Raw genomic sequence first — 24481 nt, 5'->3', positions numbered from 1 at the left:
ACATGGATAGTTGGTTGATGGCAAACTGCATAAATTAAGGGTTTATCAACCGCCAGTTGATAAATGCTTTAGCTATGAAGTTTGGTTTATTTGTTCAGTTCTGCAATGGATATTGTCTGCATTTGATAGCCTGCCTGACGGTAAATTTTATACCTTTCTCGGGCGACATGCTTCGCTTTTTCATCACAAGGCACGAAGTCTACCACTTGAGACACTATTCCCGCAAAGTTTGTATTATCTTCAGCCAGATTAATGACAATATTACGACTGCGATTAAGTTGAGTTGAACCACTGCCAATCTCGACTGAAGTGCCTTGCCTGGGACCTTCGCCCGTTAAGTTGTGGGCAATAAAGTCTGCACCATCAAGCTGAAATAGATAGTCATCCCAGATGTCTGAATGCTGTTTATCTTTGGTATTCAGATAGATGCGTGCGCCTTGCTTGGTGAAATGTCTAACTAGGTAGCAGACATAATCACGAAAGCCTTGCTCTGAGTCGGCAACACTGTTGGGTTCAATCAAGTAGAAGGTGGCTATAGACATGCTCTTTCTCAATAAAAAGCGCCTCCCGAAGGAGGCGTTACTTAATTTAGGTTAGCACACAGTATTGAGGCTATTACTCTTCGGTTTCTTGTCCGCTACGGTTTAGTAAGAACTGAACCAATAGCGAAACAGGGCGACCTGTTGAGCCTTTTGCTGCGCCTGACTTCCAAGCGGTACCAGCGATATCTAGGTGAGCCCAGTTGTACTTCTTGGTGAAGCGAGAAAGGAAGCAACCCGCAGTGATAGTGCCGGCTGGGCGGCCACCGATGTTTGCCATATCCGCAAATGGACTAGCAATCTGCTCTTGATACTCATCTGCCATCGGCAAACGCCAAGCTCGGTCACCTGATTGCTCAGAAGCATTCACTAGCTCATGAGACAATGGGTTGTGGTTTGAGATAACGCCACTAATGTGATGTCCAAGGGCAATGACACACGCACCCGTTAGGGTGGCAACATCAACAACGCAGTCTGGTTCAAAACGCTCGACATAAGTTAGCGCGTCACACAGAACTAATCGACCCTCTGCATCCGTGTTTAATACTTCAACTGTCTGACCTGACATGGTCGTTAAAATATCACCTGGACGGTATGCGTTGCTGCCTGGCATGTTTTCACAACCTGCAAGGATGGCAACCACATTGATAGGTAGGTTCAGTTGAGCAAGGGCCTTCATTGTGCCGAAGACACTCGCTGCACCACACATGTCATACTTCATCTCATCCATGCCGTCACCCGGCTTAAGAGAGATACCGCCTGAGTCAAAGGTTAAACCTTTACCGATCAGCACGATAGGCTTAGCGGTTGACTCAGGGTTACCCTTGTACTCCATGACCGACATCATAGATTCGTTGTGCGAGCCACGACCTACCGCTAGGTAAGAGGTCATGCCCAGTTTTTCCATTTCTTGCTCGCCAATAATCTTAGTGGTGACCGTTTCATAGTCATCCGCTAGACGGCGTGCTTGTGAGGCTAGGTAAGCTGGGTTGGCCACGTTTGGTGGCATATTGCCTAGGTCTTTAGAAGCGGCAACACCCGATGCTATTGCTAGACCGTGGTTAATCGCGCGCTCGCCGATATTGAGTTCACGGCGTGTTGGCACGTTGAACACCAGCTTGCGCAGTGGACGGCGTGTCTCTGGTTTGTTGCTTTTAAACTGATCGAAAGTGTAAAGACCATCATGTGTTGCTTCTACTGCTTGGCGCACCTTCCAGTAGGTATCGCGTCCCTTAACGTGAAGCTCTGTCAGGAAGCAAACTGCTTCCATTGAACCTGTTTCGTTTAGCGTGCTGATGGTTTTTTGAATAATTTCTTTGTACTGGCGCTCGCCAAGCTCACGCTCTTTACCACAACCAACTAACAGAACACGTTCGGATAACACGCCTGGTACTTGATGCAATAACAGCATTTGACCGGGTTTACCCTCTAGATCGCCTCTGCGTAGCAGTGAACTTAGGTATCCATCACTGATTTTATCCAGTTGTTCTGCAACTGGTGAAAGGCGTCGTGGTTCGAACACCCCAACAACGATGCATGCGCTACGTTGTTTCTCTGGGCTACCACTTTTTACACTGAACTCCATGCCTACTCCTACATCCTGAAGACAAACCACAATAAATGTTAGATAATAACTGCTTAACTTGTTGAATCTTGGTCAAGAGCTATGTTTACTCAATGAGCGTAAGCAAGTTAATTGATTATCGATTAGTCAGAAAAATTGAAAAATAAAAGGTTCAATCAGAAATTATAGCGATTCCTGTAAAAATACAAGTTTTGCATCCGAGCTTATAGGGACTTTAGCGTGATTATTGTTAGATATTTGATCCGCGAGACAATCAAGAGTCAGCTGGCCATCTTTTTCGTACTGTTTTTAATCTTTTTAAGCCAAAGATTTATCAGTGTGTTGGCCGAAGCCTCAAATGGCGATATTCCCGCCAGACTTATCATGACAGTGGTTGGTTTGAACATGCCCGCTATGGGCTTGTTAATGCTACCGCTGAGTTTATACATTGGTATTTTGCTTACTTTTGGCCGCTTGTACGCTGAAAGTGAGATAACCGTTATGAATGCAACAGGGATCGGGAACAAGTTCCTGATTCAGGCTGCTTTGTATCTGGCACTTATTACTTCTGGTGTTGCTGCGTTTAACTCTTTGTACTTCTCGCCTTGGGCGCAAGATAAAGAAGCGCAGATAATGGAGGATTTGGCGGCTGACACTAGCGTTGAGCTATTGCAGAAAGGTCAGTTCCAGCGAACGCCCGATGGTACTGCAGTAGTCTTTATCGATGAGTTGAAAGATAAACGACTGACTAACGTCTTTATTGCACAAACTGTTGGTGAAGGTTCGATTCGCCCAAGCGTTGCATTTGCAGATTCTGGGCTAGCACAAGAGTTGTCTGACGGTCGTCAGATCTTAACTTTGTTTAATGGTACGCGATGGGAGGGGATACCCACTCAGCTGGACTATATGAGAACGGACTTTGATGAGTACGACGCGTTAATTGGTCTGCGTGAGGTCAAGCCTAAAGGGCGAGACTTTGAGGCGCTACCTACGATTCAACTGTGGAACAATCCGGATAAGCGAGCAAAGGCTGAGCTCCACTGGCGTTTCAGTTTGATTATTTGTATTCCGCTGCTCACCCTTGTGGTTATCCCGCTTTCTGCGGTAAACCCTCGACAAGGTCGCTTTGCTAAAATGGGACCCGCTATTCTGTTTTATTTGGCGTACTTTATGTCTATCAGTGCTGCAAAGTCGGCGATTGAAGATGGCAAGATATCCGAAGTAGTAGGGATGTGGCCGATGAATATTGGTTTATTGGTAGTGGGGTTAGTGCTTAATTCAATGGATAGTTTACCGGTACGTCGCTGGAAAGATAAGATTCGCCAAAAGAGGGCTGCCTAGATGTTTAAGATTCTAGATTTATACATTGGCAGAACCATTATCGGTACCACCACTATCTGTTTAGTTACCTTGGTGGGCTTGTCTGGCATCATCAAATATGTTGAGCAGCTGCGTAAAGTTGGACGTGGTACTTATGACTTGTTGCATGCACTCTACTTTGTATTGTTGAGTGTGCCTCGCGATATCGAACTGTTCTTCCCTATGGCAGCCTTACTAGGTGCATTGATTGCATTGGGAACCTTGGCGACAAGCTCAGAGTTAACAGTAATGCAGGCTTCGGGCTACTCCAAAGTGAACATCGGCATGTCGGTACTGAAAACAGCACTGCCGCTAATGATGATGGTCATGCTGTTAGGTGAGTGGGGTGCTCCGCAGGCGCAGAAAATGGCGCGTGACCTAAGAACCATCTCAGTTTCTGGTGGGCAAATGGTATCAACTCGAGCAGGTGTTTGGGCAAAAGATGCCAACGACTTTATCTATATTGGCCGAGTGAATGGTGAAGAGTTAACGGCCATAAACATTTGGGAGTATGACGAAAATAAAGACCTGATGCGCAGTCTGTTTGCGAAAAGTGCGGACTACAAGGGTGACAATATTTGGACCTTGAATAACGTCACTACAACCTTGTATACCAACGAAACCGAGATTGGTAAAAGCAAGCAAAGTAAACTGGAGTGGCAGAGCACGCTAGCGCCAGAAAGGCTTGAGATTGTAACGGTTAAGCCTGAGGAGTTGTCTTTGTCAGGGCTTTACAGTTATGTCACCTACCTTAAAGACTCAGAGCAGGACGCCTCTCGATATGAGCTGGCCTTCTGGCGGAAGATAACCCAGCCCTTATCCATTGCGGTAATGATGATGTTGGCGCTGTCCTTTGTGTTTGGACCGCTGCGTAGTGTGACCATGGGGGCAAGGATACTTTCTGGAGTTATTGCGGGATTCTCTTTTTATATCTCGTCAGAGTTTTTTGGGCCTTTGAGTGTTGTTTATCAAATCCCACCCATGTGGGGAGCCCTAGCTCCGAGCGTCGCCTTTATGCTGGTGGCAATTATGTTGTTGAGGCGTAAGCTTTAAACGAAACAAATAAAAAAGGATGGCAAATTTGCCATCCTTTTTTTATGGGCCAGTTATTTACTACGATTGGTATTAGATAGCCTTAGGTAATACTACCACCTCAGTTTTTGCCCAGATATCGTGGAAACCGCGTTTTTCAGTATCGACTGGAACCGCTAAGTTACTCAAACCAAAGGCTGAGGTTGCAATGCGGATACAAGCTTGAGTCACACTAATGAGTGAGCCGTCCTTATTTTGTACTCTTAGCTTCCAAGCTCGCATTCCCAGTGTCTGCCCTGCTTTAGTCCAGAAATACACAAAGAATCCAATCCAGATGATGGCTAGGTAGGAAGTGAATAGAACACTCCATAGTGGGTGCTGAGTAAGATAGTCACTGACATCAATGTATTGACCATAATCCATTAGGCCCGCTGCAACTAATGCTTCAAAGATTGCAACGACAACACCGGCCGCCATCATCTCAATAGCAATCACAATTAGTGCGTCATAAAGCCAAGCCCCAAGACGTCGCATTAAGCCTGCTTTAGGTAGAGAGTTTTGTGAATTCATTCGTTTTGAAGTTCTAATCATTGTATTTTGTGGCTCAGAATAGCCATTTGTTGCCTGACTGCAAAGAGATTCAGTGTAAAAAAGTGGCATCCATGTCTAAAAAACATGCGAACGAATCATAATTACAATATTTGCCCTTGCGTGCCCCTTCGGCTTACGTATAATGCAAAACGTACCTAAGAGGTATGCAGTGCCGGTGTGGTGAAATTGGTATACACGACGGATTCAAAATCCGTTGCCTTCGGGCGTGGCGGTTCAAGTCCGCCCACCGGTACCATTATTTGAAAGATAAAGCCTCGACGAAAGTTGGGGCTTTGTTGTATCTAGGGGTTAGCCGAGTGGCGCCCGAGAGTCGGACCATCAACTCCGCCGACCCGTGCAAAAATAACGAAAGGTCGCTATTTATAGCGACCTTTCGTCGTTTCTAGAGAGTTTAAATCCTTTCGTAGCCGAGTGACGGCTTGAGCGCAAGCCCGGTCAGTCCGCCCACTGGTACCATTATTTGAAAGATAAAGCCTCGACGAAAGTTGGGGCTTTGTTGTATCTGGGGGATAGCCGAGTGGCGCCCGAGAGTCGGACCATCAACTCCGCCGACCCGTGCAAAAATAACGAAAGGTCGCTATTTATAGCGGCCTTTCGTTATTTTGGGGGGAAATTGGTGCAATGCTTATTTCCAATCCAAAAATTTTAAGTACCCGCATACAAAAAAGCCTCAACGAAATCGCTAAGGCTTAATGAACTTACAGCTAAGATTGTGGGTTAATTGACACTAGCTTCTTCAGTTGTTTTCTCAACTGAATCGTCCACTGCTTTAACAAGCAATAGGCCTACGCCTAGTACTATGACGCCACACAGAACGAAGGTCATTCTTCCCCAGAGTGGGTTTGGTAGGGCGAACATTGCCATTACACCAACGCCGGAAATTGCGATGAGAGTACCCAGCATCTTTCTTTGCTTATTATCCAGTTTCTTCTGATCTGTCGAGTCATTCACAAGCGGTGTTGCTAGGTTATCAAAGAATAGGTCTACATCTTTTTGACGCTTTTCTTCAAGAGGCTTGTAGAACAAGGTTGTGGCACAGAAGAATCCTGCAGTAATTACCATGTGCCCGACTAGACCTACAGCGACTTTCACATCAGCCCATTCACGCTTGGTTAGCTCATTGAGACCGAACCATGACTCAATATGATCTGCAGTGATGATGAAGCCAACGATGTAAGAAACGATAGCGCCGACCACTAGTGTTCCCCAGCCAGCCCAGTCGGGTGTTTTCTTAATAAAGAAGCCACAGAATGCAGGGATGGTCATAGGGAAGCTGATAAGAGCACCCACGTACATCATGGTATCGAAAAGGCTTAACCCTTTTAGTGAGTTGATGAATAGTGCGATGAAGATGATTGCAAAGCCAAAGAATGCAGAGGTTAGCTTTGATACTACCATCAGTTCTTTCTCGGTGGCTTCAGAGCGAAGGATCGGCTGATAGAAATTCATCACAAAGATGCCAGAGTTACGGTTTAACCCGGAATCCATGGATGACATGGTTGCAGCAAACATTGCTGAAATCAGTAATCCAACCATACCCGCGGGCATGTATTTCTCTACGAAGTATAGGTACGCGAAGTCACCGGCTTTGTTGCCTGCTTCTGGATATTGAGCTGCAAGGTCAACGCCTTGAGAGGCAACAAACCAAGAGGGTAAGAACCAGATTACCGGACCAATGGTCATCAGAACGCACGCTAGTAATGCTGCCTTCTTGGCATTCTTAGAGTCTTTTGCGGCCAAGTAGCGATAAGAGTTAAGCATGTTGTTGGTAATGCTGAACTGCTTCATGAAGATACAAAATGCCCAGATACCAAAAATGCTTACGTAGTTTAGGTTATTACCCGAAACAAAAGAGGCACCTTCTTCAACAGGGAAGTTGTTGATGATATTTGAAACACCCCCGCCATGTACCACGGCAATCACAGCACAGGTAATGGTTACGGCCATGATTATGACCATTTGCATGAAGTCAGAGGCAATAACTGCCCAAGAGCCGCCACTCACCGACATAACCAGCACCACTAGGCCTGTTAACCAGATCGTGGTTTCCATATCGAAGCCGAAGATACCGGAAGCAATGATAGCGAGACCATTTAACCAGATACCTGCAGAAATGACGCTGTTTGGCATTGAAGACCAAGTGAACACTTGCTCGTTCTTGGAGCCGAAGCGCATGCGAATAGCATCAATAGGTGTGACCACACGCAATTGACGGAACTTTGGGGCAAAGTATAGGTAGTTCATCAGATAGCCAAATGCATTGGCTACAAAGATCATAGCGACAGCAAAACCATCTGAATACGCCTTACCTGCGGCACCGGTAAATGTCCAAGCACTGAACTGAGTCATAAACGCAGTTGCACCCACCATCCACCACAACATATTACCGCCCCCACGGAAGTAATCACTGGTTGTGCTGGTAAAACTACGGAACATCCATCCTATCGCAATTAGAAATAGGAAATAGATGCCAACAATAAGAGTATTGAGTTCCACTTTGGTATTCTCACATTCGTTAATAAGCGAGAGGATGATATCCGGAGTTTTTATTATTTGTAGTATTATAATTTAAATGTGTGATGCTATTTGAAATATCGACAATTAAATATAAAGAGATAAATTGCGGTCTCATGTGTGACCAAATTAAAGCTCTTTAAAATCAACGGTTTGGAATGTTTTATTGGTGGTTTGTGACATAATTAAACCAATTTTATCTAGTCGATAATTATATTTTGATGTACTAATTAAGCGAATTGGTGGTTATTTATAATTAAGAAGGAATATGTTGTGAAAAGGCATGTAGTGGGGTAAGTAACGATTACTTTACTAGCATCCATCTACAACTGTTCCAATTATTGGCTCTTCACCATTTTGAGGGTTGTAGTAGTAGGAATAACATAAATCAGCAATTTGGTATCCTTCTGGCCAAACCAATACTAAACCTCTTTGACCGCTCAGATCTTCAGGGTGAGGGAAGCTAGGTATATTGTATCCGGTTTGATTACCAACTCCGCAAATATCGTGCTTTGTGCAGGTCTGCCTAACGTTAGTCCATTCAATCACTTTTCCTATATCTAGAATATGCTGCCAAGCATCTCGCCAGTGCCCCTTTACGTGGCCGTTATAAACCACAACGGTTTGGCCTATGCTCTCAAGCTCGACATTTCCATTTTTCACACCTTGTATTTGAGCTTGAAATTTCACCTGATCAGCACTCGCTTTCATAGCAGAGGTAACCATTCTCATGGTGTTTGTGCGTGCGTCAGTAGATAGGTTGATGAACTTTGGTGCAGCAACAACAGCAATAATGGCTATCAAAATCAAAACGGCTACAAGCTCAATCAAGGTAAAACCTTTTATAGTTTGCTTCACAATACACCCTGTATATGTAGGTTGAATTCAATATAAAGTCACATGTTTACATTATGTTACATGTGTATTCCTTATGTCTATAAATGAATGTTCACATCGCTATTCAATCAATTGTGGAGTTTATGCCTGAGGAACGTTTTGCATCATTTTTAGAGGAAGACATGGATAAGGTGTGAATTACAGCGCTGGGTGACCCAAATTGAGAAGCTTGATGTGATCTACCCCCCAGTCGTGAAATCCCTGAATTTAAGAAACAAAAAACGTAATTGAGGGTGTGCCTTACAGCGCTCATTATCGATATCAAGCAATTCGTTGTATTGAACAGTACGCGATGACATTAGTTTTCAATGAGCAGGTAATCGGTATGTATATTGGAGTAGATTTAGGCACATCTGGTGTGAAGGTTATCGCACTGGATAATCAAGATAAAATCGTCGCGCAAGCTACGCAGTCGCTGACGGTACAAAGGCCACAACCTCTTTGGTCAGAGCAAGACCCTCATGCTTGGTGGGAAGCGACACAAACGGCTATTGATAGCCTTGCTGAGCAAATAGATATGTCAGCGGTTACTGCGATGGGCTTATCTGGGCAGATGCACGGTGCGACCTTATTGGATAGCCAAGGTGAAGTGCTAAGAGCGGCTATTTTGTGGAATGATGGTCGTTGTGCTGCCGAGTGTGTTGAGCTTGAAAAAGCCGTGCCTAACAGCCGCGATATCGTTGGCAACTTGATGATGCCTGGCTTTACTGCCCCTAAGCTGAAGTGGGTGGCCAACCATGAGCCAGAAGTCTTTGCTAAGGTCGATATGGTGCTGCTTCCCAAGGATTACCTGCGCTTTAAATTGAGTGGCGATTACGCATCAGACATGTCTGATTCTGCTGGAACTATGTGGTTAGACATTGCCAAACGTGATTGGAGTGAAGAGTTACTTACCGCGACTGGATTGACGCGCTCTCAAATGCCAGCCCTTTTTGAAGGGAGCCAGGTGACAGGTCATCTCAACTCTGAGCTTGCTGCTCGTTGGGGAATGAAAGAGGTGCCTATTATTGCGGGTGGTGGTGATAATGCTGCAGGCGCTGTCGGTGTTGGTATTACCGAACCAGGCCAAGCGATGTTGTCTCTTGGTACCTCGGGTGTTTATTTCGCAGTGAGTGACGGCTATATCTCTAACCCTGAATCGGCGCTACACAGTTTTTGCCATGCACTGCCAGGTACTTGGCATGCGATGTCAGTGATTTTGAGTGCAGCCTCATGCCTAGATTGGGTTGCGCAGCTGACTGACTTTGAAGATGTTGGTCAGATGCTGACTGAAACTGAAGCTAAGGCTAATCAAGAATCAGCGGTTTATTTCTTGCCTTATCTTTCTGGTGAAAGAACGCCACATAATGACCCTACTGCAAAGGGCGTGTTCTTTGGAATGACGCACTCTACGACTGAGTATGACCTCGTTCAGGCTGTGCTTGAGGGTGTTGGTTTTGCGTTTGCTGATGGCCTTGATGCCTTGCACGAAACGAAACTAGTACCAGAAGAAATTTCTCTGATTGGTGGTGGCGCGCGCAGTGCATACTGGCGTCAAATGCTGTCGAATATTTTTGGTATGAAGGTGGTGTTCAGAGAAGGTGGCGATGTAGGCCCTGCTCTTGGCGCGGCAAGACTGGCAAGGTTAGGCGTTGAAGAAGGTGCGACTATAACCGATGTGTGTCCTGTGCCACCGGCAGTGCAAGTACATATGCCTGACCTAGCTATTACAGAACAGTACGCGAGTAAACGAGGAACCTATCAGGCGCTATATTCCCAGCTTAAAGGGCTGTTCTAAACATTCTTGATTTGATTTTTTGAGGTCAGCCTATAGGCTGGCCTTTTTTTGTTTTTGAAAACTAGGATAGGTTTTAACTTACGCAAAATATAAAAAGCGAGCACTGAAGACTAAGCGTCCTAGTACTCGCTTTTTGGTGTGTTATTTCAGTAGTTCAGTTGCTTTGTCAACAATGTTATCGACAGTAAAGCCAAACATTTTGAATAGCTCACCCGCTGGAGCGGACTCACCAAATGTGGTCATGCCAACGATAGCGCCATCAAAGCCTACGTATTTGTACCAGTAATCGGCAATGCCAGCCTCAATAGCAATGCGCTTGGTAACCGCAGATGGCAATACAGACTCTCTATATTCCGCACTCTGCTTATCAAACGTGTCCGTTGATGGCATAGAAACAACGCGCACTTGCTTGCCTTGCGCGGTTATTTCTGTCGCCGCATTAACGGCTAGCTCAACTTCAGAGCCCGTCGCAATCAAGATAATATCAGGTTTGGCAGAGCAATCTTTTAGGATGTATCCGCCCTTTGTAATGTCTGTTAGTTGCTGCTGATTTCTTGGTTGCTGAGCAAGGTTTTGCCGAGAGAATATCAATGCGCTAGGTGCATCTTTACGCTCTATAGCCAACTTCCAAGCCACAGCGGATTCCACCTGATCACAGGGACGCCAAGTACTCATGTTTGGCGTTAAGCGCAACGATGCTATCTGCTCGACAGGCTGGTGGGTAGGTCCGTCTTCACCAAGGCCGATTGAGTCGTGGGTATACACCTGAATGTTTTGGATCTTCATCAATGCGGCCATGCGCATTGCATTGCGTGCATATTCCATGAACATCAAGAAGGTAGCGCCGTAGGGAACAAAGCCACCATGTAAGGCGATGCCGTTCATTATAGCCGTCATACCAAACTCACGAACCCCATAGTGCATGTAGTTGCCTGCGGCATCTTCCGCTGAGATCGACTTAGATCCTGACCACATAGTGAGGTTAGATGGGGCAAGATCTGCCGATCCCCCTAAGAATTCAGGCAAGATCTTACCAAAGGCCTCAAGGGCGTTTTGTGATGCTTTTCGAGAGGCAATATCCGCAGGGTTTGCTTGCAGATCATCGATGACCTTTTGGCTTAGATCTTGCCATTGAACTGGGAGATCACCACTGGCTCTACGCTTGAATTCGCTGGCGAGTTCAGGGTATGTTTTTTCATAATCAGCAAGCTTCTGGTTCCACGCTGCTTCCTTAGCTGAGCCTGCCTCAACCGCGTTCCACTGTGCGTAGATTTCCGATGGAATCTCAAACGGGCCATAGTTCCAACCTAGTTGTTTTCGTGTTGCAAGAATTTCCTCAGCTCCCAATGGTGCACCGTGGCAATCATGAGAACCCGACTTGTTTGGAGAGCCGAAACCAATAATGGTTTTTGTGCAGATAAGGGTAGGGCGTCCATTGTCCGCTTTTGCTGCTTCAATGGCGTTGTTTATTGCTTGTGGATCGTGACCATCCACATCGGCAATTACCTGCCAACCGTAGGCTTCAAATCGCTTAGGGGTATCATCGGAGAACCAACCTTCAACCTCCCCATCAATGGAGATGCCATTGTCATCCCAAAAAGCAATCAGCTTGCCTAGGCCTAAGGTTCCAGCCAAAGAGCAAGCCTCATGGGAGATGCCTTCCATTAGACAGCCATCGCCCATAAACGCGTAGGTGTGATGGTCTACGATATCAAAATCGTCTTGGTTAAACTGCGCTGCTAGGGTTTTCTCAGCAATAGCCATACCTACAGCATTTGTGATCCCTTGTCCCAATGGGCCTGTGGTCGTCTCTATGCCTGGGGCATAGCCATATTCAGGATGCCCTGGCGTTTTAGAGTGCAATTGTCGAAATTGCTTTAGGTCATCAATTGATAAATCATAGCCACTGAGGTGAAGCAAAGAATAGATAAGCATTGAGCCATGACCGTTTGATAGTACGAATCGGTCGCGGTCTACCCAGTCTGGATTGCTTGGGTTGTGGTTTAGGTGTGTACGCCAAAGTACTTCGGCAATATCAGCCATGCCCATTGGCGCACCAGGGTGCCCAGAGTTAGCTTGCTGCACACCATCCATGCTCAATGCACGGATCGCGTTGGCGAGGAGTTTACGGTCCATATGTGAATGTCTCTATAGATAAAAGGAAAGTGGTTGGCTTATCTAGCAGAGCATTTGTTTACGGAATGAATTTACGACGACAAACGCTCTAACTAGGTATAAGGAGTTGGGTTAAAGCTTTTCAGCGATCATCGCTTCAAGTTTGCCTTGGTCGATAGCAAAGTTTCGAATACCTTCTGCAAGCTTTTCTATGGCCATTGGGTCTTGGTTGTGCTGCCATAGGAACTCAGCATGAGTTAATGGCTCTGGGCGATGTTGTACTGGCTGATTGGCATGTAACTTCTCGCTGATCTCAAGCTCAGTTTCTTTGAGTTCTTGAAGAAAGTTAGGGCTAATGGTGAGGCGGTCGCAGCCTGCAAGCTCGATGATCTCGCCGATATTTCGGAAACTAGCACCCATCACTATGGTGTTGTAATCATGCTGTTTGTAGTAGTTGTAGATCTTAGCAACAGACAGCACGCCAGGATCTTCTGACGCTTTGAACTCTTGGCCTTGCTTGGCTTTATACCAATCCATGATCCTGCCCACGAATGGCGAGATCAAGAATACCCCCGCCTCTGCACAAGCACGAGCTTGAGCAAAAGAAAATAACAGTGTCAGGTTACAGTTGATCCCTTCATTTTCTAGGATCTCTGCAGCGCGGATCCCCTCCCAGGTAGAGGCAAGTTTGATTAGGATCCTGTCATTGCTGATGCCAGCGTCGTTGTACATCTTGATCAATTGGCGAGCCTTGCTGACACTCGCGTCTGTGTCATAGGACAATCTCGCGTCTACTTCTGTTGAAATACGGCCTGGAATCGTAGTGAGGATCTCTTTACCTATGTTTACGGCAAGTTGGTCACAGGTATCTTGGATCTGCGTTGCTTTGTCATTACTTTGCGATTTTGCATAAGTAATGGCTTCGGCAATTAAGGGCGCGTATTCTGGCACTTGCGCCGCTTTTAAGATCAGTGATGGGTTGGTGGTTGCATCTTGAGGTGCGTATTTTCTAATGGCATCAATTTCGCCAGTATCGGCAACGACAGTGGTGAATTTTCTTAGCTGTTGCAGTGCATTGTTCATGTTTGTTAATCCTATGGTGTTAGGAGAAAGTGAGAATGAAGAGAGATGCCAGTGAGCAGGCACTGGCATCTTTGACGTTATTTGTAGATAAAGCCGTTAACGATGTTTTCTAGATGCTCTTGACGACCCGATGCCATCTTAGGTGCAATGATTTTCTCTTGAGCAAACTTAGCCACTTGCTCAAGGTTCATTTCACCGCTTAAGATTTTCTTACCTAGGTCATCGTTCCAGCCAGCATAGCGCTCAGAAGTCAGCTTACCTAATACGTCGTTCTCTAGCATAGCGGCTGCATTTTCTAGAGATTTAGCCATCACATCCATCCCGCCGATATGACCGTGGAATAGGTCTTGTGCATCGATAGATGGGCGACGAAGGCGAGCATCAAAGTTAAAGCCACCAGTAGTAAAACCACCGGCTTTAAGGATTTCGTACATGACTAGTGTGTTTTCTTCAACGCTGTTCGGGAACTGGTCCGTATCCCAACCTAATTGCGCATCGCCACGGTTAGCATCGATAGAGCCGAACAGGCCTAGTGAGGTCGCTGTTGCTACTTCGTGGTGGAAGCTGTGTCCCGCAAGAGTGGCGTGGTTGGCTTCGATGTTGACCTTGATTTCGTCTTCTAGGCCGTACTGCTTCAAGAAACCATACACGGTCGCTGTATCGTAGTCGTATTGGTGCTTAGTTGGCTCTTGTGGCTTAGGCTCAATCAAGATAGTGCCGTTGAAGCCAATCTTATGTTTGTGCTCAACTACCATCTGCATTAGACGGCCTAATTGCTCACGCTCTTGGCGAAGGTCAGTGTTCAGTAGTGTTTCGTAGCCTTCACGACCACCCCAAAGTACGTAGTTCTCACCACCTAGACGCTTAGTTGCGCCCATAGCGTTGAAGATTTGAGTTGCTGCATACGCAAATACTTTCGGGTCAGGGTTAGTACCTGCACCTGACATGTAGCGAGGATTAGAGAAGGCGTTGGCTGTACCCCAAAGTAGTTTAGTGCCCGTTTCGGCTTGCTTCTGCTCTAGTACGTCAACCATAGTTTGGAAGTTGTTGATGTACTCTTTGATGGAGTTGCCTTCAGGAGCCACATCAGTGTCGTGGAAACAGTAGTAAGGCACGGTTAGTTTTGAGAAGAAATCGAATGCGTGGTCAGCCTTCATGCGAGCCACTTCCATCGGGTCGTTGCTTTTTAGCCAAGGACGGTCGTAAGTGCCAGCGCCGAATACGTCAGAGCCAGCCCAGCAGAAGTTGTGCCAGTAGCATGCAGCAAAGCGCAGGTGCTCTTTCATGCTTTTGCCCAGTACCATTTTGTCGGCGTCGTAGTGGCGGAAAGCAAGCGGGTTTGAAGAGTTAGAACCTTCAAACTTAATAGTATCGATGTTTTTAAAGAATTCGGTCATAATTTTTGTACCCAGTTAGTAGGATTAATCTTCGAATTCAATGATCAATGTTCAGCGTTTTAATTACAATTATGAAATTTTATTTGTTGCTTAGGTAATTTATTATTGCTTTGAGTTTATTTATTACAGCAAAACAACCGCAGTGATTTAATGATCACTGCGGTTGTTTTTAATGATTCTATATAAGAGCTAAATTAAAGCCTTACCTGCACTATCAAAAATATGCATTCTATTTCGATCTATATAGAAGCGTTGCATTTTATTGTCCGATACACTTTTATCTGAATCAACTTCAATAACAACATTTACATCTTGGTAAACACCATTAATTTGTACCGTCGCGCCCAGTAACTCCGTAGTTTCCACAAATAATTCGATAGGGATCGAGTTGTCACTTTCTTCACTGCTGATATCTGATGGTCGGATACCTAAGGTTGCCGGGCCTTCTTGGATACCTGAGTTGTGATAGGCCTCAGAAAGAAGGTAGTTTGTATCTTCAACTCTAAGCTCCCACAGTTCACCCTTTTTATGAATATTCACAGGTAACATATTCATAGTTGGACTACCGATAAAGGTTGCGACAAACTGGTTCACCGGTTTATGGAATATCTCTTTTGGCGTTCCTACTTGTTCTATTAAACCGTCACGCAATATAACTACCTTGTCTGCAAGGGTCATTGCTTCTATTTGATCGTGGGTAACATAAACGGTGGTTTTGTTGTGTTTTCTATGTAGCTCTTTTAGTTCAGTGCGCATGGTATTACGCAGCTTAGCATCTAGGTTTGATAGTGGTTCATCAAACAAGAATACTTCGGGTGTGCGAACCATAGCACGACCCATAGCGACACGCTGGCGTTGTCCTCCAGACAAGGCTCTTGGCTTTCTATTCAGTAGTGGTGTCAGTTGCAACATGTCAGAAACACGGCGCACTTGTTGCTCAACTTCTTTCTTATCTACCCCTGCCATCTTAAGGGAGAAACCTATGTTTTCTGCCACCGTCATATGTGGGTATAGGGCATAGCTTTGAAATACCATTGCGATATTTCTATCCTTTGGATTCAAGTCATTGACGACCAGATCATCAATGACAACTTCACCATTGCTGATGTCTTCTAGGCCAGCCAACATTCTAAGGGTGGTGGATTTACCGCAGCCAGAGGGACCTAGCAATACTACAAATTCGCCATCCTCAATCTTAAGATTGAAGTCCTTTACTACGTGCGTATCTCCGGAGTAAATCTTGTCTACGCCTCTAAACTCTACAGTTGCCATCGTCTCTACCTAAGTCCAAAAGGATGAATCATTTGTCTTATCATGAATCAGTTTTATCTATTTCCTCAATTATGAAATTTATTACTGACTTTAAGTTATTTGACTAATTTGCGAATGATCACATCTCTACGTTATTTAGTTAAAAAATAACAAATTAAGTGATCCGGTTCACATATAAAATCAAAAGGAATTAGGCTTTAGCTTAGCTCTATTTACCTCCTCTCTATTAATTGGTTCGGGAATCTTGATAAATAAATTCAACCTGTCAATGCGATATGTTGTAAAGCAATTGTAAGTGTGAGCAATAGCTAATTATTGAGATAAACCTAGCTGACAAATAAAAAGAATAAATTTGATATGAAATTTCACAATTGCTGATGAGCTTATTATTTCACAGTATGAATGACAGAAAATTTTGAAGGTTTATTACTCTTAGGTGATGTAAATGGCATCTGTAAAATTTAACAATTTAAAAAAATCCTACGGCGATACGGAAGTAGTAAAAGGCGTTGACCTAGACATAAAGCACGGTGAGTTTGTGGTTCTATTAGGGCCTTCTGGCTGCGGAAAATCCACCACCTTAAGAATGCTAGCGGGCCTAGAAGACATCAGTGACGGCGAGATCTACATTGATGACCTACTTGTAAACGACCTACACCCAATTGAGCGAAATATCGCAATGGTATTTCAAAGCTATGCTCTCTACCCACATATGACAGTAGAAGAAAATATCGGCTTTGCGCTAGAGAACATGAAGGTTGATAAGGCTAAACGCAAAGAGATGGTTGCTGAAGTGGCAGAGGTATTGGAGTTGACGCCTCTACTTGATAGAAAACCCAAAGATCTATCGGGTGGTCAAAGACAGCGTGTCGCGATGGGGCGTGCAATGGTTCGTACACCCGAAGTATTCCTATTTGATGAACCCCTATCGAACTTGGATGCGAAGTTGCGCGGAGCAATGCGCAAAGAAATAAAAGCTCTACATAAGCGTGTGCAAACCACAGTTATCTACGTTACCCACGACCAAGTTGAAGCGATGACGCTAGCGGACCGAATTGTGATTCTGAATAACGGTGTTATCGAACAGGTTGGCACGCCAAAAGAGATATTCGAAAAACCTCGCACTAAGTTTGTAGCGAAATTTATCGGTAGTCCTGAAATCAACATCATGCCTTCTACCGAGCACGATTTCGTAAGTTGCCTGCCACATTCCATCGATACCAACACCGTTGAGTCCATTGGTATTCGTCCACAGGACTTCACCTTAACGGAGAACGACGTCGATGCGACTCACCGCTGTTCTGCCAAGGTCGATGTTATAGGACATGAAGTATTAGGCTCCGTTATTCATGTGAATGGTTTGCTTGGTTCGAAGCGAATCACCATCGAAACCCCATACCAAGAAGAAGATCTAGACGATCATATTAACGTGTATTTTGACTCTCGAAATGTTCACTATTTCGATGAAAATCAAAGCATTACCCTACTATAAAAAGGAAGAATAATGAAAAAGTTAAATCTCAAGGTAATGTCTCTTGCGATAGCATCCGCCGTTGCTGGCTATGCTCAGGCAGAGACAGTGGAGCTTAGCGTTGCCTCTTTTCCCAACTTTAATCAGGTAGCAGAAGCTGCAGTTCCCTTGTTTGAGAAGCAATACCCAGACATTAAGGTCAAGGTCGTCACTCTAGCTTACGGCGATCACCATAATGCGATGACAACTGCGCTTGCTACAGGTGCCAATGTGCCTGATGTGATGGGTATTGAGTATGGTTATGTTGGTCGATTCATTGAAGGGGGCGGCTTAGAAGACTTAGGTGCAGCACCATACAACGCAACTCAATTTACCGATCAGCTTGTTCCTTATGCTGTAGCTCAAGGTACTAATTCAAAAGGCGTATTGTCTGGGATCCCTGCTGACATCGGCCCTGGTGCGACTTTCTATCGTAAAGACATACTTGATAAAGCGGGTGTGACCGAAGAAGAACTTATTAAGGACTGGGACTCTTTCATTGAGGCTGGTATCAAGGTTAAGGAGACAACGGGCAGTTACTTGCTAGCAAATGCTGTTGATATCAAAGACATTTATATTCGTGCCAATCTAAAAGATGGCGAGGGTGTTTACTTCGATAGCGAACACAACATCTTGGTTAACTCTCCTCGCTTTAAAGAAGCCTTCCGTTTAGCGAAAAAAGCGCGTGATGCTGGCATTGATGCTGAAGTAGGTGCTTGGTCAAATGAGTGGACTGAAGGTCTGCGTCGCGGAACGATTGCATCGCAAATGATGGGTGCTTGGTTAGGTGGTCACTTACAAGACTGGATTGCTCCTGAAGAAGTAGGTAAGTGGCGTACGGCTCAGCTTCCTGCTGAAGCATATGCAAGTTGGGGTGGATCGTTCTACGGCATCCCTAAGAAAGCGAAAAACAAAGAAGCAGCATGGAAGTTCATTGAGTTCATGGCAACGAACCCTGAAGTTCAAATGCTAGGTTTCGTAGAGATCAACGCATTCCCTGCACTGCAATCAGTTCACTCAGCTGAGTTCTTCAACGAAGAAGTGCCTTACCTAGGTGGACAAAAAGCTCGTTTAGTTTGGCGTGCCGCATCAGAGAAAGTACCAGCACGTGTTGCTGACCGCTATGACGAAGTCGCTCGCCAAGTTATCAATGATGCACTTGAACAAGTTCTAGAAAAAGACGCTGATATCGATCAGGTACTAGCGAATGCTGAGAAGCAAATCCAACGTCGTGCACGTCGTCGTTAAGTAACGCCCGGGTTAGGGCTATGACCCTAACCCGCTGTTTTTTAGTTGGGATAAGATTATGAGTTCTTTATTAGCTACCAGTCCTACTTCGCCACAGAAGAGTCGTTTTTGGCTGCGCAAAGGCAACAAAGTTGCCCCTTATATTTTTGTGCTGCCATTCTTCGTAATATTTGGCATCTTCGGATTATTTCCACTTTTATTTTCTTTGTATTTGTCATTCCATTATTGGGAGCCTGCAGCGGGTCTCGCTGCAATGGAGTGGGTAGGTATTGAGAACTATACATTCGCCCTGCAAGATGAATGGTTCCAAACCTCAATATATAACACCTTTGTTATTGCCCTTAAGTCGGGTATTCCGCAACACGCCGTTGCTCTGCCGTTAGCATTCTTCATTCATACTAGCTTTATGAGAATGCGAAATACCGTGATTGGTATTTATTTTGTTCCTTACATTACGTCTACGGTCGCGATCTCTTTGGTATTCACTACCTTATTCTCGCGTGATTTTGGCATGATCAACCAGGTGCTTACCTCACTGGGTAACTTCACTATTGGTGATATCAAGGTACTGTCTTGGCTATTCCCTACAGAGAACATTGATTGGGCTAAACCTGCCTACACCAAAGATATGATCTCATTTGTGGTCTTCTGGCGATTTGTTGGCTGGAACACCGTGTTGTACTTGTCAGCACTGCAGACTATTCCAAAAGATATCTACGAAGCTGCCATCATCGATGGTGCGAACCGTTATCAACAGTTCCTGCATATCACCTTACCAATGCTAAAACCGATGGCCTTCTTTGCAGTAACACTCACCATCATCGGTAACCTGCAGTTGTTTGAAGAACCCTTCATCATCACTGGCGGTACAGGTGGCTTAGAGCAAGCGGGTAAAACAGCCGCGATGCACATGTACATCACAGCATTCGTTGAAAGTGACTTTGGTACAGCGTCAGCAATCTCTTGGATTCTCTTCATGATTATTGCCGGATTGACGCTAATAAATAACAAGCTTTTAGGTGGGAACAACCAATGAGAAAAGTAATAGAAAAAGATAAGCTCATTGCCTACGGTTTTGTAGCCGTTGGAGCAGTAATCATGATTGCTCCGTTCTACTTCATGTTCATATTCTCCTCTCACTCGAATGCGGGCATCTTGTCGGTACCGCCACCGATTGGGTTAGGTGATTACTTAGTAGAAAACTTTAATACCTTACTGGAGTTTCTACCTTACTTTTGGCACAACCTTGGTTTGAGTTTATATGTTGCCATTGTGGTGACCTTCTTGAATTTATTGTTCTGCTCACTAGCTGGTTACGCCTTCGCTATGTTTGACTTCAAGTTCAAGAACGCGCTCTTTGTAGGCATTATGGCGACCATGCTGTTACCTCCATTTTTAGGAATGATTCCAACGGCAATGATCATGTCTACTATCGGTTGGATGAACGATCCTAAGGCACTGATCATCCCTGCGGCTTGTGGAGCAATGGGGATCTTCATGATGCGCCAGTTCATTTCAAGCTCTATTCCTAAAGAGTTGGTTGAAGCGGCGCGCATGGATGGTTGTGGTGAGTTTAAGATCTACTATCGCGTTATCGTGCCTCTTATTACACCGGCATTTGGTACTTTAGGTTTGATTACCTTTATCGGAACCTGGAACAACTTCATGGGACCTTTGGTGGTAATGAACGACATGAAGATGTTTACAGTACCGCTGGCTCTTCGTGCCCTACAGGGAACGGGACAAGTGCCTTGGGGCGCCGTTTCTATCGGTGCTGCCATCGCAGTATTGCCGCTACTTATTCTATTTATACTGGCATCACGTCGACTCATCGACGGACTTACCTCTGGTGCTGTTAAAGGATAAACCTTCACTTACTAACTATTGATGACAACAACACACTGGATGCTACTAAGGCATCCAGTTGTGTAATTTCATCTAGAAAAAGGAAATAAAGATGAGAAAGTTACTTTTCCCTTCACTCTGTCTCGCATTACTCTCAGCTTGCTCCGCCGAACAATCCAATCAACCCACCCAAGACACCACACCCGCTATGGCTAAACCGGGTGAACTTCCGGGTATGCCTCTAAAATCTCTGGCTGATCAAATCAACCTTGCGATAGGTGCTGCTGTAGAGACTCGACACTTAGAGGACCCTCTATTTCGTCAGGTACTGATCCGCGATTTTTCACAAATCACGCCAGAGAATGAGATGAAGTTTAGCTATGTTCAGCCTCAGCGTGGTCAGTTCGATTTTAGTAAAGCAGACCAACTCGTTGAGTTTGCTGAAGAGCATGACATGGTCGTAAAAGGACATGCCCTTGTTTGGCATATCCAAAATCCTAAATGGTTAGAAGAAACTGAGTGGACTAAAGAAGAACTGAGCGAGGTGCTTGAACAGCACATCAAGACGGTGGTCGGCCATTATAAAGGGCGTGTAGCTTACTGGGATGTGGTCAACGAAGCCTTTAATGACAATGGTACCTTTAGAGAAACACTTTGGTATCAAGTCTTAGGTGAAGAGTATATTGAGATGGCCTTTCGATGGGCGCATGAGGCTGATCCTGATGCTGTTCTGTTCTACAACGATTACTCCACCGAAGCTATGGGACCTAAATCCAATGCAGTGTATCGTCACTTAAAAGCCCTGCTAGATAAAGGTGTGCCAATCCATGGCGTAGGCACACAGCTACACCTAATGAGTGAGTACCCTATTGGTGAGGCATCTATTGCGCGCAATATTGAGCGATTCTCCGAGATTGGACTGGATACGCACTTCACTGAGATAGATGTGCGTATGCGAGATAGTGAAGGTCAGGCAGGGCTTAATGATCAAGCAAAGCATTATGAAACCTTAATGAAGCTTGCGGCCTATTATCCTGAGGTGGACATGTATACGACCTGGGGACTGAGTGACAAGTACTCTTGGGTGCCGTCTTGGTTTGAGGGTTACGGCAGAGCCTTGATGCTGGATAAAGACTACCGCGCAAAACCGGCTTATATAGCGGTGCAAGATGTATTGGTGGATGCGGTAACCGGAAATTTTGGCTATGAGCCCATTACCGACCTAAGCAATGCCAAGCGTCATGTCACTCCATTCAATGCCAAGCCTTTGTTATCAGAATCATTGAATGCTGAAGCTGTGGTTTATTACCCATTTGTCTACAACCAACTTAATGGCAAAGACCAAAGACTGCCTGGTTCAGAGACGGTGAGCGGAAAATGGGGCGTGGGTTACTATAAGAATAAACTCATAGGCCAGGTGATTCGCTCAGATGAGACAACGGTGACCAACCATAGCCTTGTGCATGAGAATGACAATGTTGAGGTGTTCATTCGACTTGGTGAACAATATTGGCAGTTGCGTTCAATCGTAGGTCAAGATTTTGCTCCGTTAGGTTTCCCTGGGAAAGCCACGGGTACGTGGAGTGAAGATGGTAAGGTATTTGACTTTGCTATTGAATTTGACGATTTTGAAGACCTAGTGGGTGAGACGTTAGGCTTTAATATTGCGCTATCTGATAATGACAACGACACAGACGATGGCAACCGCAAAGCTCAGCTTTATCCGCTAACGGGTAACAATGTGGGCTGGCAGGGTGAGGAGTTTGGCGAGCTGTTCATGAATGGACAAAATGCTGTTGTGTCACCGAATCCAATCTCTACACCACCGACGTTTTCTATGAGTCAATTAAACGAGGCACCAAGCAGCGCTAAAGATAGTGTTTGGGAAAACGCCTATCGTTATTCATTTGCTTTTAATCAGCTAAATCAGAGAGATATGAGTTTTGATGATGCTGATGTATCGGGATCGTGGCAGGTTGGCGTACACGGGAAATGGTTATACGGTGTTGTAGAACGACAAGATGATGTGACCTTTACGGGCGCTGAACAAAGCTATGAAAACGATAACGTCGAGGTGTTTGTTCAGCAGGGCGACAAGGATATGACTCAGTTTAGAACTGTGGTTGGGGAAGGTTTCGAGCCGACTAACTATGCACTTGGCTATGAAGCGCAATGGCACAAGGAAGGCACACAGTTAATGTTTGCGATTGAGCTTGATTCAGAGCTAAAAGATGGCGAAAGCATTCAGTGGAATATTGCCCTGTCAGACAACGACGGAGAGGGACGTAAATACCAGCTTTACCCAGTACCAGGCAGTAATATGTCTTACCTAGGTGAGGAACTGACTAGGATAACCTTGCGTTAGATTATTGAATAAATCGAAATAGAGGTGGCTTAGGTCACCTCTTTTTTTTGTGCCTAGATAATACCAATCACACTAAGTAAGTGATCAGAAATAGCGTAGGAAAAATTCTTGAGGACAAGGCAGAATTTTTCGATAAGTAGTTATTCTACAATCAAAAATTCTAACGCAGTTATCGAGTATTTTAACAAGATAGGATGACCAGTTATTTTGTACGATTGGTATAATTAAAAGAAACAATAAAAAACGCACACCGTCTGGTGTGCGCTTGAAAGGAGGAGAGTGTCTTAATTTTTAGATATCGAGATAAGGAGTAATGGTTTGAATACTGCCATCTTCGTTATGAATCAGCTCTGTCATCTTGATATTGCGAAGGTGTGTCTGGCCTCCAGATAAGGTGCTGTCATGATAGAACAAGTACCACTTACCTTCAAACTCAGCAATTGAGTGGTGGGTAGTCCAACCCAGTACCGGCTCTAAGATAACGCCTTGATAAGTAAATGGACCATACGGTGACTTGCTGGTGGCATACACTATTTTATGGGTATCGCCGGTAGAATATGAGAAGTAGTAGGTATCGTTATGTTTGTGTAGCCATGGGCCCTCAAAGTAACGACGGTCGGTATCTCCTGCTAGAAGCAGATCTCCATTCTCATCAAGGATCTCGATGTCACGAGGTGTTTCGGCAAGATCAACCATGTTGTCTGCGAGTTTGGCCACTTTTGGTAAAAGAGCAAGCTCATGATCTTGCGGGAAAACTTCCTCGCCATATTGATTATCACGCCAATTCTGCAGTTGACCGCCCCATAAGCCGCCAATGTATAGGTAGTATTGGTCGTCCTCATCTTGGAACACCGCTGGATCAATACTGTAGGTACCTTGGATATGGGTTTCTTCAGGGGTAAAAGGGCCCTCTGGTTGGTCTGCGACTGCCACACCAATATGAAAGATACCCTCGGCATTTTTAGCAGGGAAATACAGGTAATACTTACCGTCTTTCTCCGCGGCATCTGGCGCCCACATTTGACGCTCTGCCCATTTCACATCTTTAACGTCTAACGCATTGCCGTGGTCCGTTGCCTTGCCAAAAGGTTGGTCAAGAGAGATGACATGGTAATCACGCATATCAAAGTGATCACCATTATCATTTAGAGGCTGTTCCGTCTCGATATCATGAGAAGGATAGATGTAGATCTTGCCATTAAACACATGCGCGGAGGGATCCGCTGTATACATGTGGGTAACTAATGGCGAAGAGATCGGCTTTAGTGAGCTTGCACGCTCAAGATCGCGAGCCGTTACCTTCTCTGCATCACTTAGTTCGTTTGCCGTAGCAGTCGTATCATTCATAATAT

General features: G+C 45.1%; 18 protein-coding genes and 1 tRNA gene. 9 read left to right on the top strand and 10 right to left on the bottom strand.

From position 1 onward, the window contains the following. Nucleotides 1-86: 86 nt before the first annotated feature. Together D5I41_RS20455 and pepA are read right to left on the bottom strand one after the other, a co-directional pair. Nucleotides 87-542: a DNA polymerase III subunit chi gene (locus D5I41_RS20455; RefSeq protein WP_119011382.1), complete on the bottom strand. Its 456-nt coding sequence runs from the start codon at nt 540-542 to the stop codon at nt 87-89. A gap of 73 nt (nt 543-615) precedes the next feature. After that, nucleotides 616-2124, bottom strand: a complete 1509-nt coding sequence (pepA, locus tag D5I41_RS20450; RefSeq protein ID WP_119011381.1) for a leucyl aminopeptidase — start codon at nt 2122-2124, stop codon at nt 616-618. A gap of 219 nt (nt 2125-2343) precedes the next feature. Here pepA and lptF point away from each other — a divergent pair, with 219 nt between their 5' ends. Beyond that, nucleotides 2344-3444: an LPS export ABC transporter permease LptF gene (gene lptF / locus D5I41_RS20445; protein ID WP_119011380.1), complete on the top strand. Its 1101-nt coding sequence runs from the start codon at nt 2344-2346 to the stop codon at nt 3442-3444. Further along, nucleotides 3445-4515, top strand: coding sequence for an LPS export ABC transporter permease LptG (lptG, locus tag D5I41_RS20440; RefSeq protein WP_119011379.1), 1071 nt, complete (start codon nt 3445-3447; stop codon nt 4513-4515). Nucleotides 4516-4587: 72 nt separating this feature from the next. Here the strand turns inward: lptG and D5I41_RS20435 are convergent, their stop codons facing one another. Continuing rightward, the gene (locus tag D5I41_RS20435; protein WP_017030011.1) at nt 4588-5064 is read right to left on the bottom strand and encodes an RDD family protein; all 477 of its coding nucleotides are present in this window, start codon (nt 5062-5064) and stop codon (nt 4588-4590) included. Nucleotides 5065-5256: 192 nt separating this feature from the next. Here D5I41_RS20435 and D5I41_RS20430 point away from each other — a divergent pair. Continuing rightward, nucleotides 5257-5341: transfer RNA gene (locus tag D5I41_RS20430), tRNA-Leu, on the top strand. A 482-nt stretch (nt 5342-5823) separates the two neighbouring features. On the opposite strand, the gene D5I41_RS20425 is transcribed toward D5I41_RS20430, so the two are convergent. Both D5I41_RS20425 and D5I41_RS21555 read right to left on the bottom strand, forming a co-directional pair. Continuing rightward, on the bottom strand, nt 5824-7602 hold the full coding sequence (locus tag D5I41_RS20425; protein WP_119011378.1) for a sodium:solute symporter family transporter: 1779 nt from the start codon (nt 7600-7602) through the stop codon (nt 5824-5826). A 330-nt stretch (nt 7603-7932) separates the two neighbouring features. Further along, nucleotides 7933-8478: a type II secretion system protein gene (locus D5I41_RS21555; protein WP_162892872.1), complete on the bottom strand. Its 546-nt coding sequence runs from the start codon at nt 8476-8478 to the stop codon at nt 7933-7935. Between the two features lie 364 nt (nt 8479-8842). Between D5I41_RS21555 and xylB the strand changes: the two genes are divergently transcribed. Beyond that, nucleotides 8843-10294, top strand: coding sequence for a xylulokinase (gene xylB / locus D5I41_RS20415; RefSeq protein ID WP_235868954.1), 1452 nt, complete (start codon nt 8843-8845; stop codon nt 10292-10294). Nucleotides 10295-10435: 141 nt separating this feature from the next. Here xylB and tkt read toward each other — a convergent pair whose 3' ends face one another. The 4 genes from tkt to D5I41_RS20395 all read right to left on the bottom strand — a co-directional run bounded on the left by tkt (nt 10436) and on the right by D5I41_RS20395 (nt 16161). Continuing rightward, entirely contained in the window at nt 10436-12430 is a 1995-nt protein-coding gene (tkt, locus tag D5I41_RS20410; RefSeq protein WP_119011375.1) for a transketolase, read from the bottom strand. A gap of 111 nt (nt 12431-12541) precedes the next feature. Next, nucleotides 12542-13492, bottom strand: coding sequence for a transaldolase (gene tal, locus D5I41_RS20405; RefSeq protein WP_119011374.1), 951 nt, complete (start codon nt 13490-13492; stop codon nt 12542-12544). A 77-nt stretch (nt 13493-13569) separates the two neighbouring features. After that, nucleotides 13570-14889 (bottom strand): xylose isomerase, encoded by a 1320-nt coding sequence (gene xylA / locus D5I41_RS20400; RefSeq protein WP_119011373.1) that lies wholly within the window; start codon nt 14887-14889, stop codon nt 13570-13572. Between the two features lie 189 nt (nt 14890-15078). Then, entirely contained in the window at nt 15079-16161 is a 1083-nt protein-coding gene (locus D5I41_RS20395; RefSeq protein WP_119011372.1) for an ABC transporter ATP-binding protein, read from the bottom strand. A 445-nt stretch (nt 16162-16606) separates the two neighbouring features. Here D5I41_RS20395 and D5I41_RS20390 point away from each other — a divergent pair, with 445 nt between their 5' ends. The 5 genes from D5I41_RS20390 to D5I41_RS20370 all read left to right on the top strand — a co-directional run bounded on the left by D5I41_RS20390 (nt 16607) and on the right by D5I41_RS20370 (nt 23129). Further along, nucleotides 16607-17653 (top strand): ABC transporter ATP-binding protein, encoded by a 1047-nt coding sequence (locus tag D5I41_RS20390; protein WP_119011371.1) that lies wholly within the window; start codon nt 16607-16609, stop codon nt 17651-17653. A gap of 12 nt (nt 17654-17665) precedes the next feature. Beyond that, nucleotides 17666-18919 carry an ABC transporter substrate-binding protein gene (locus tag D5I41_RS20385; protein WP_119011370.1) on the top strand — a complete coding sequence of 418 codons (1254 nt, stop codon included), beginning with the start codon at nt 17666-17668 and terminating at the stop codon, nt 18917-18919. Nucleotides 18920-18977: 58 nt separating this feature from the next. Further along, nucleotides 18978-19955 carry a carbohydrate ABC transporter permease gene (locus D5I41_RS20380; RefSeq protein WP_119011369.1) on the top strand — a complete coding sequence of 326 codons (978 nt, stop codon included), beginning with the start codon at nt 18978-18980 and terminating at the stop codon, nt 19953-19955. After that, nucleotides 19952-20785: a carbohydrate ABC transporter permease gene (locus D5I41_RS20375; protein WP_119011368.1), complete on the top strand. Its 834-nt coding sequence runs from the start codon at nt 19952-19954 to the stop codon at nt 20783-20785. The genes D5I41_RS20380 and D5I41_RS20375 overlap by 4 nt, the downstream gene beginning before the upstream one ends. 91 nt (nt 20786-20876) lie before the next feature. Further along, nucleotides 20877-23129 (top strand): endo-1,4-beta-xylanase, encoded by a 2253-nt coding sequence (locus D5I41_RS20370; RefSeq protein ID WP_119011367.1) that lies wholly within the window; start codon nt 20877-20879, stop codon nt 23127-23129. Nucleotides 23130-23420: 291 nt separating this feature from the next. On the opposite strand, the gene D5I41_RS20365 is transcribed toward D5I41_RS20370, so the two are convergent. Further along, the gene (locus D5I41_RS20365) at nt 23421-24476 is read right to left on the bottom strand and encodes a glycoside hydrolase family 43 protein (RefSeq protein ID WP_119011366.1); all 1056 of its coding nucleotides are present in this window, start codon (nt 24474-24476) and stop codon (nt 23421-23423) included. Between the last annotated feature and the right edge of the window lie 5 nt (nt 24477-24481).

Origin of the sequence: Vibrio superstes (genome assembly GCF_003569005.1) — a bacterium.
GTDB classification, from domain to species: domain Bacteria; phylum Pseudomonadota; class Gammaproteobacteria; order Enterobacterales; family Vibrionaceae; genus Vibrio; species Vibrio superstes.
The sequence above is the reverse complement of the archived record's forward strand: the minus strand, read 5'-3'. Positions and strand labels throughout refer to the sequence as shown.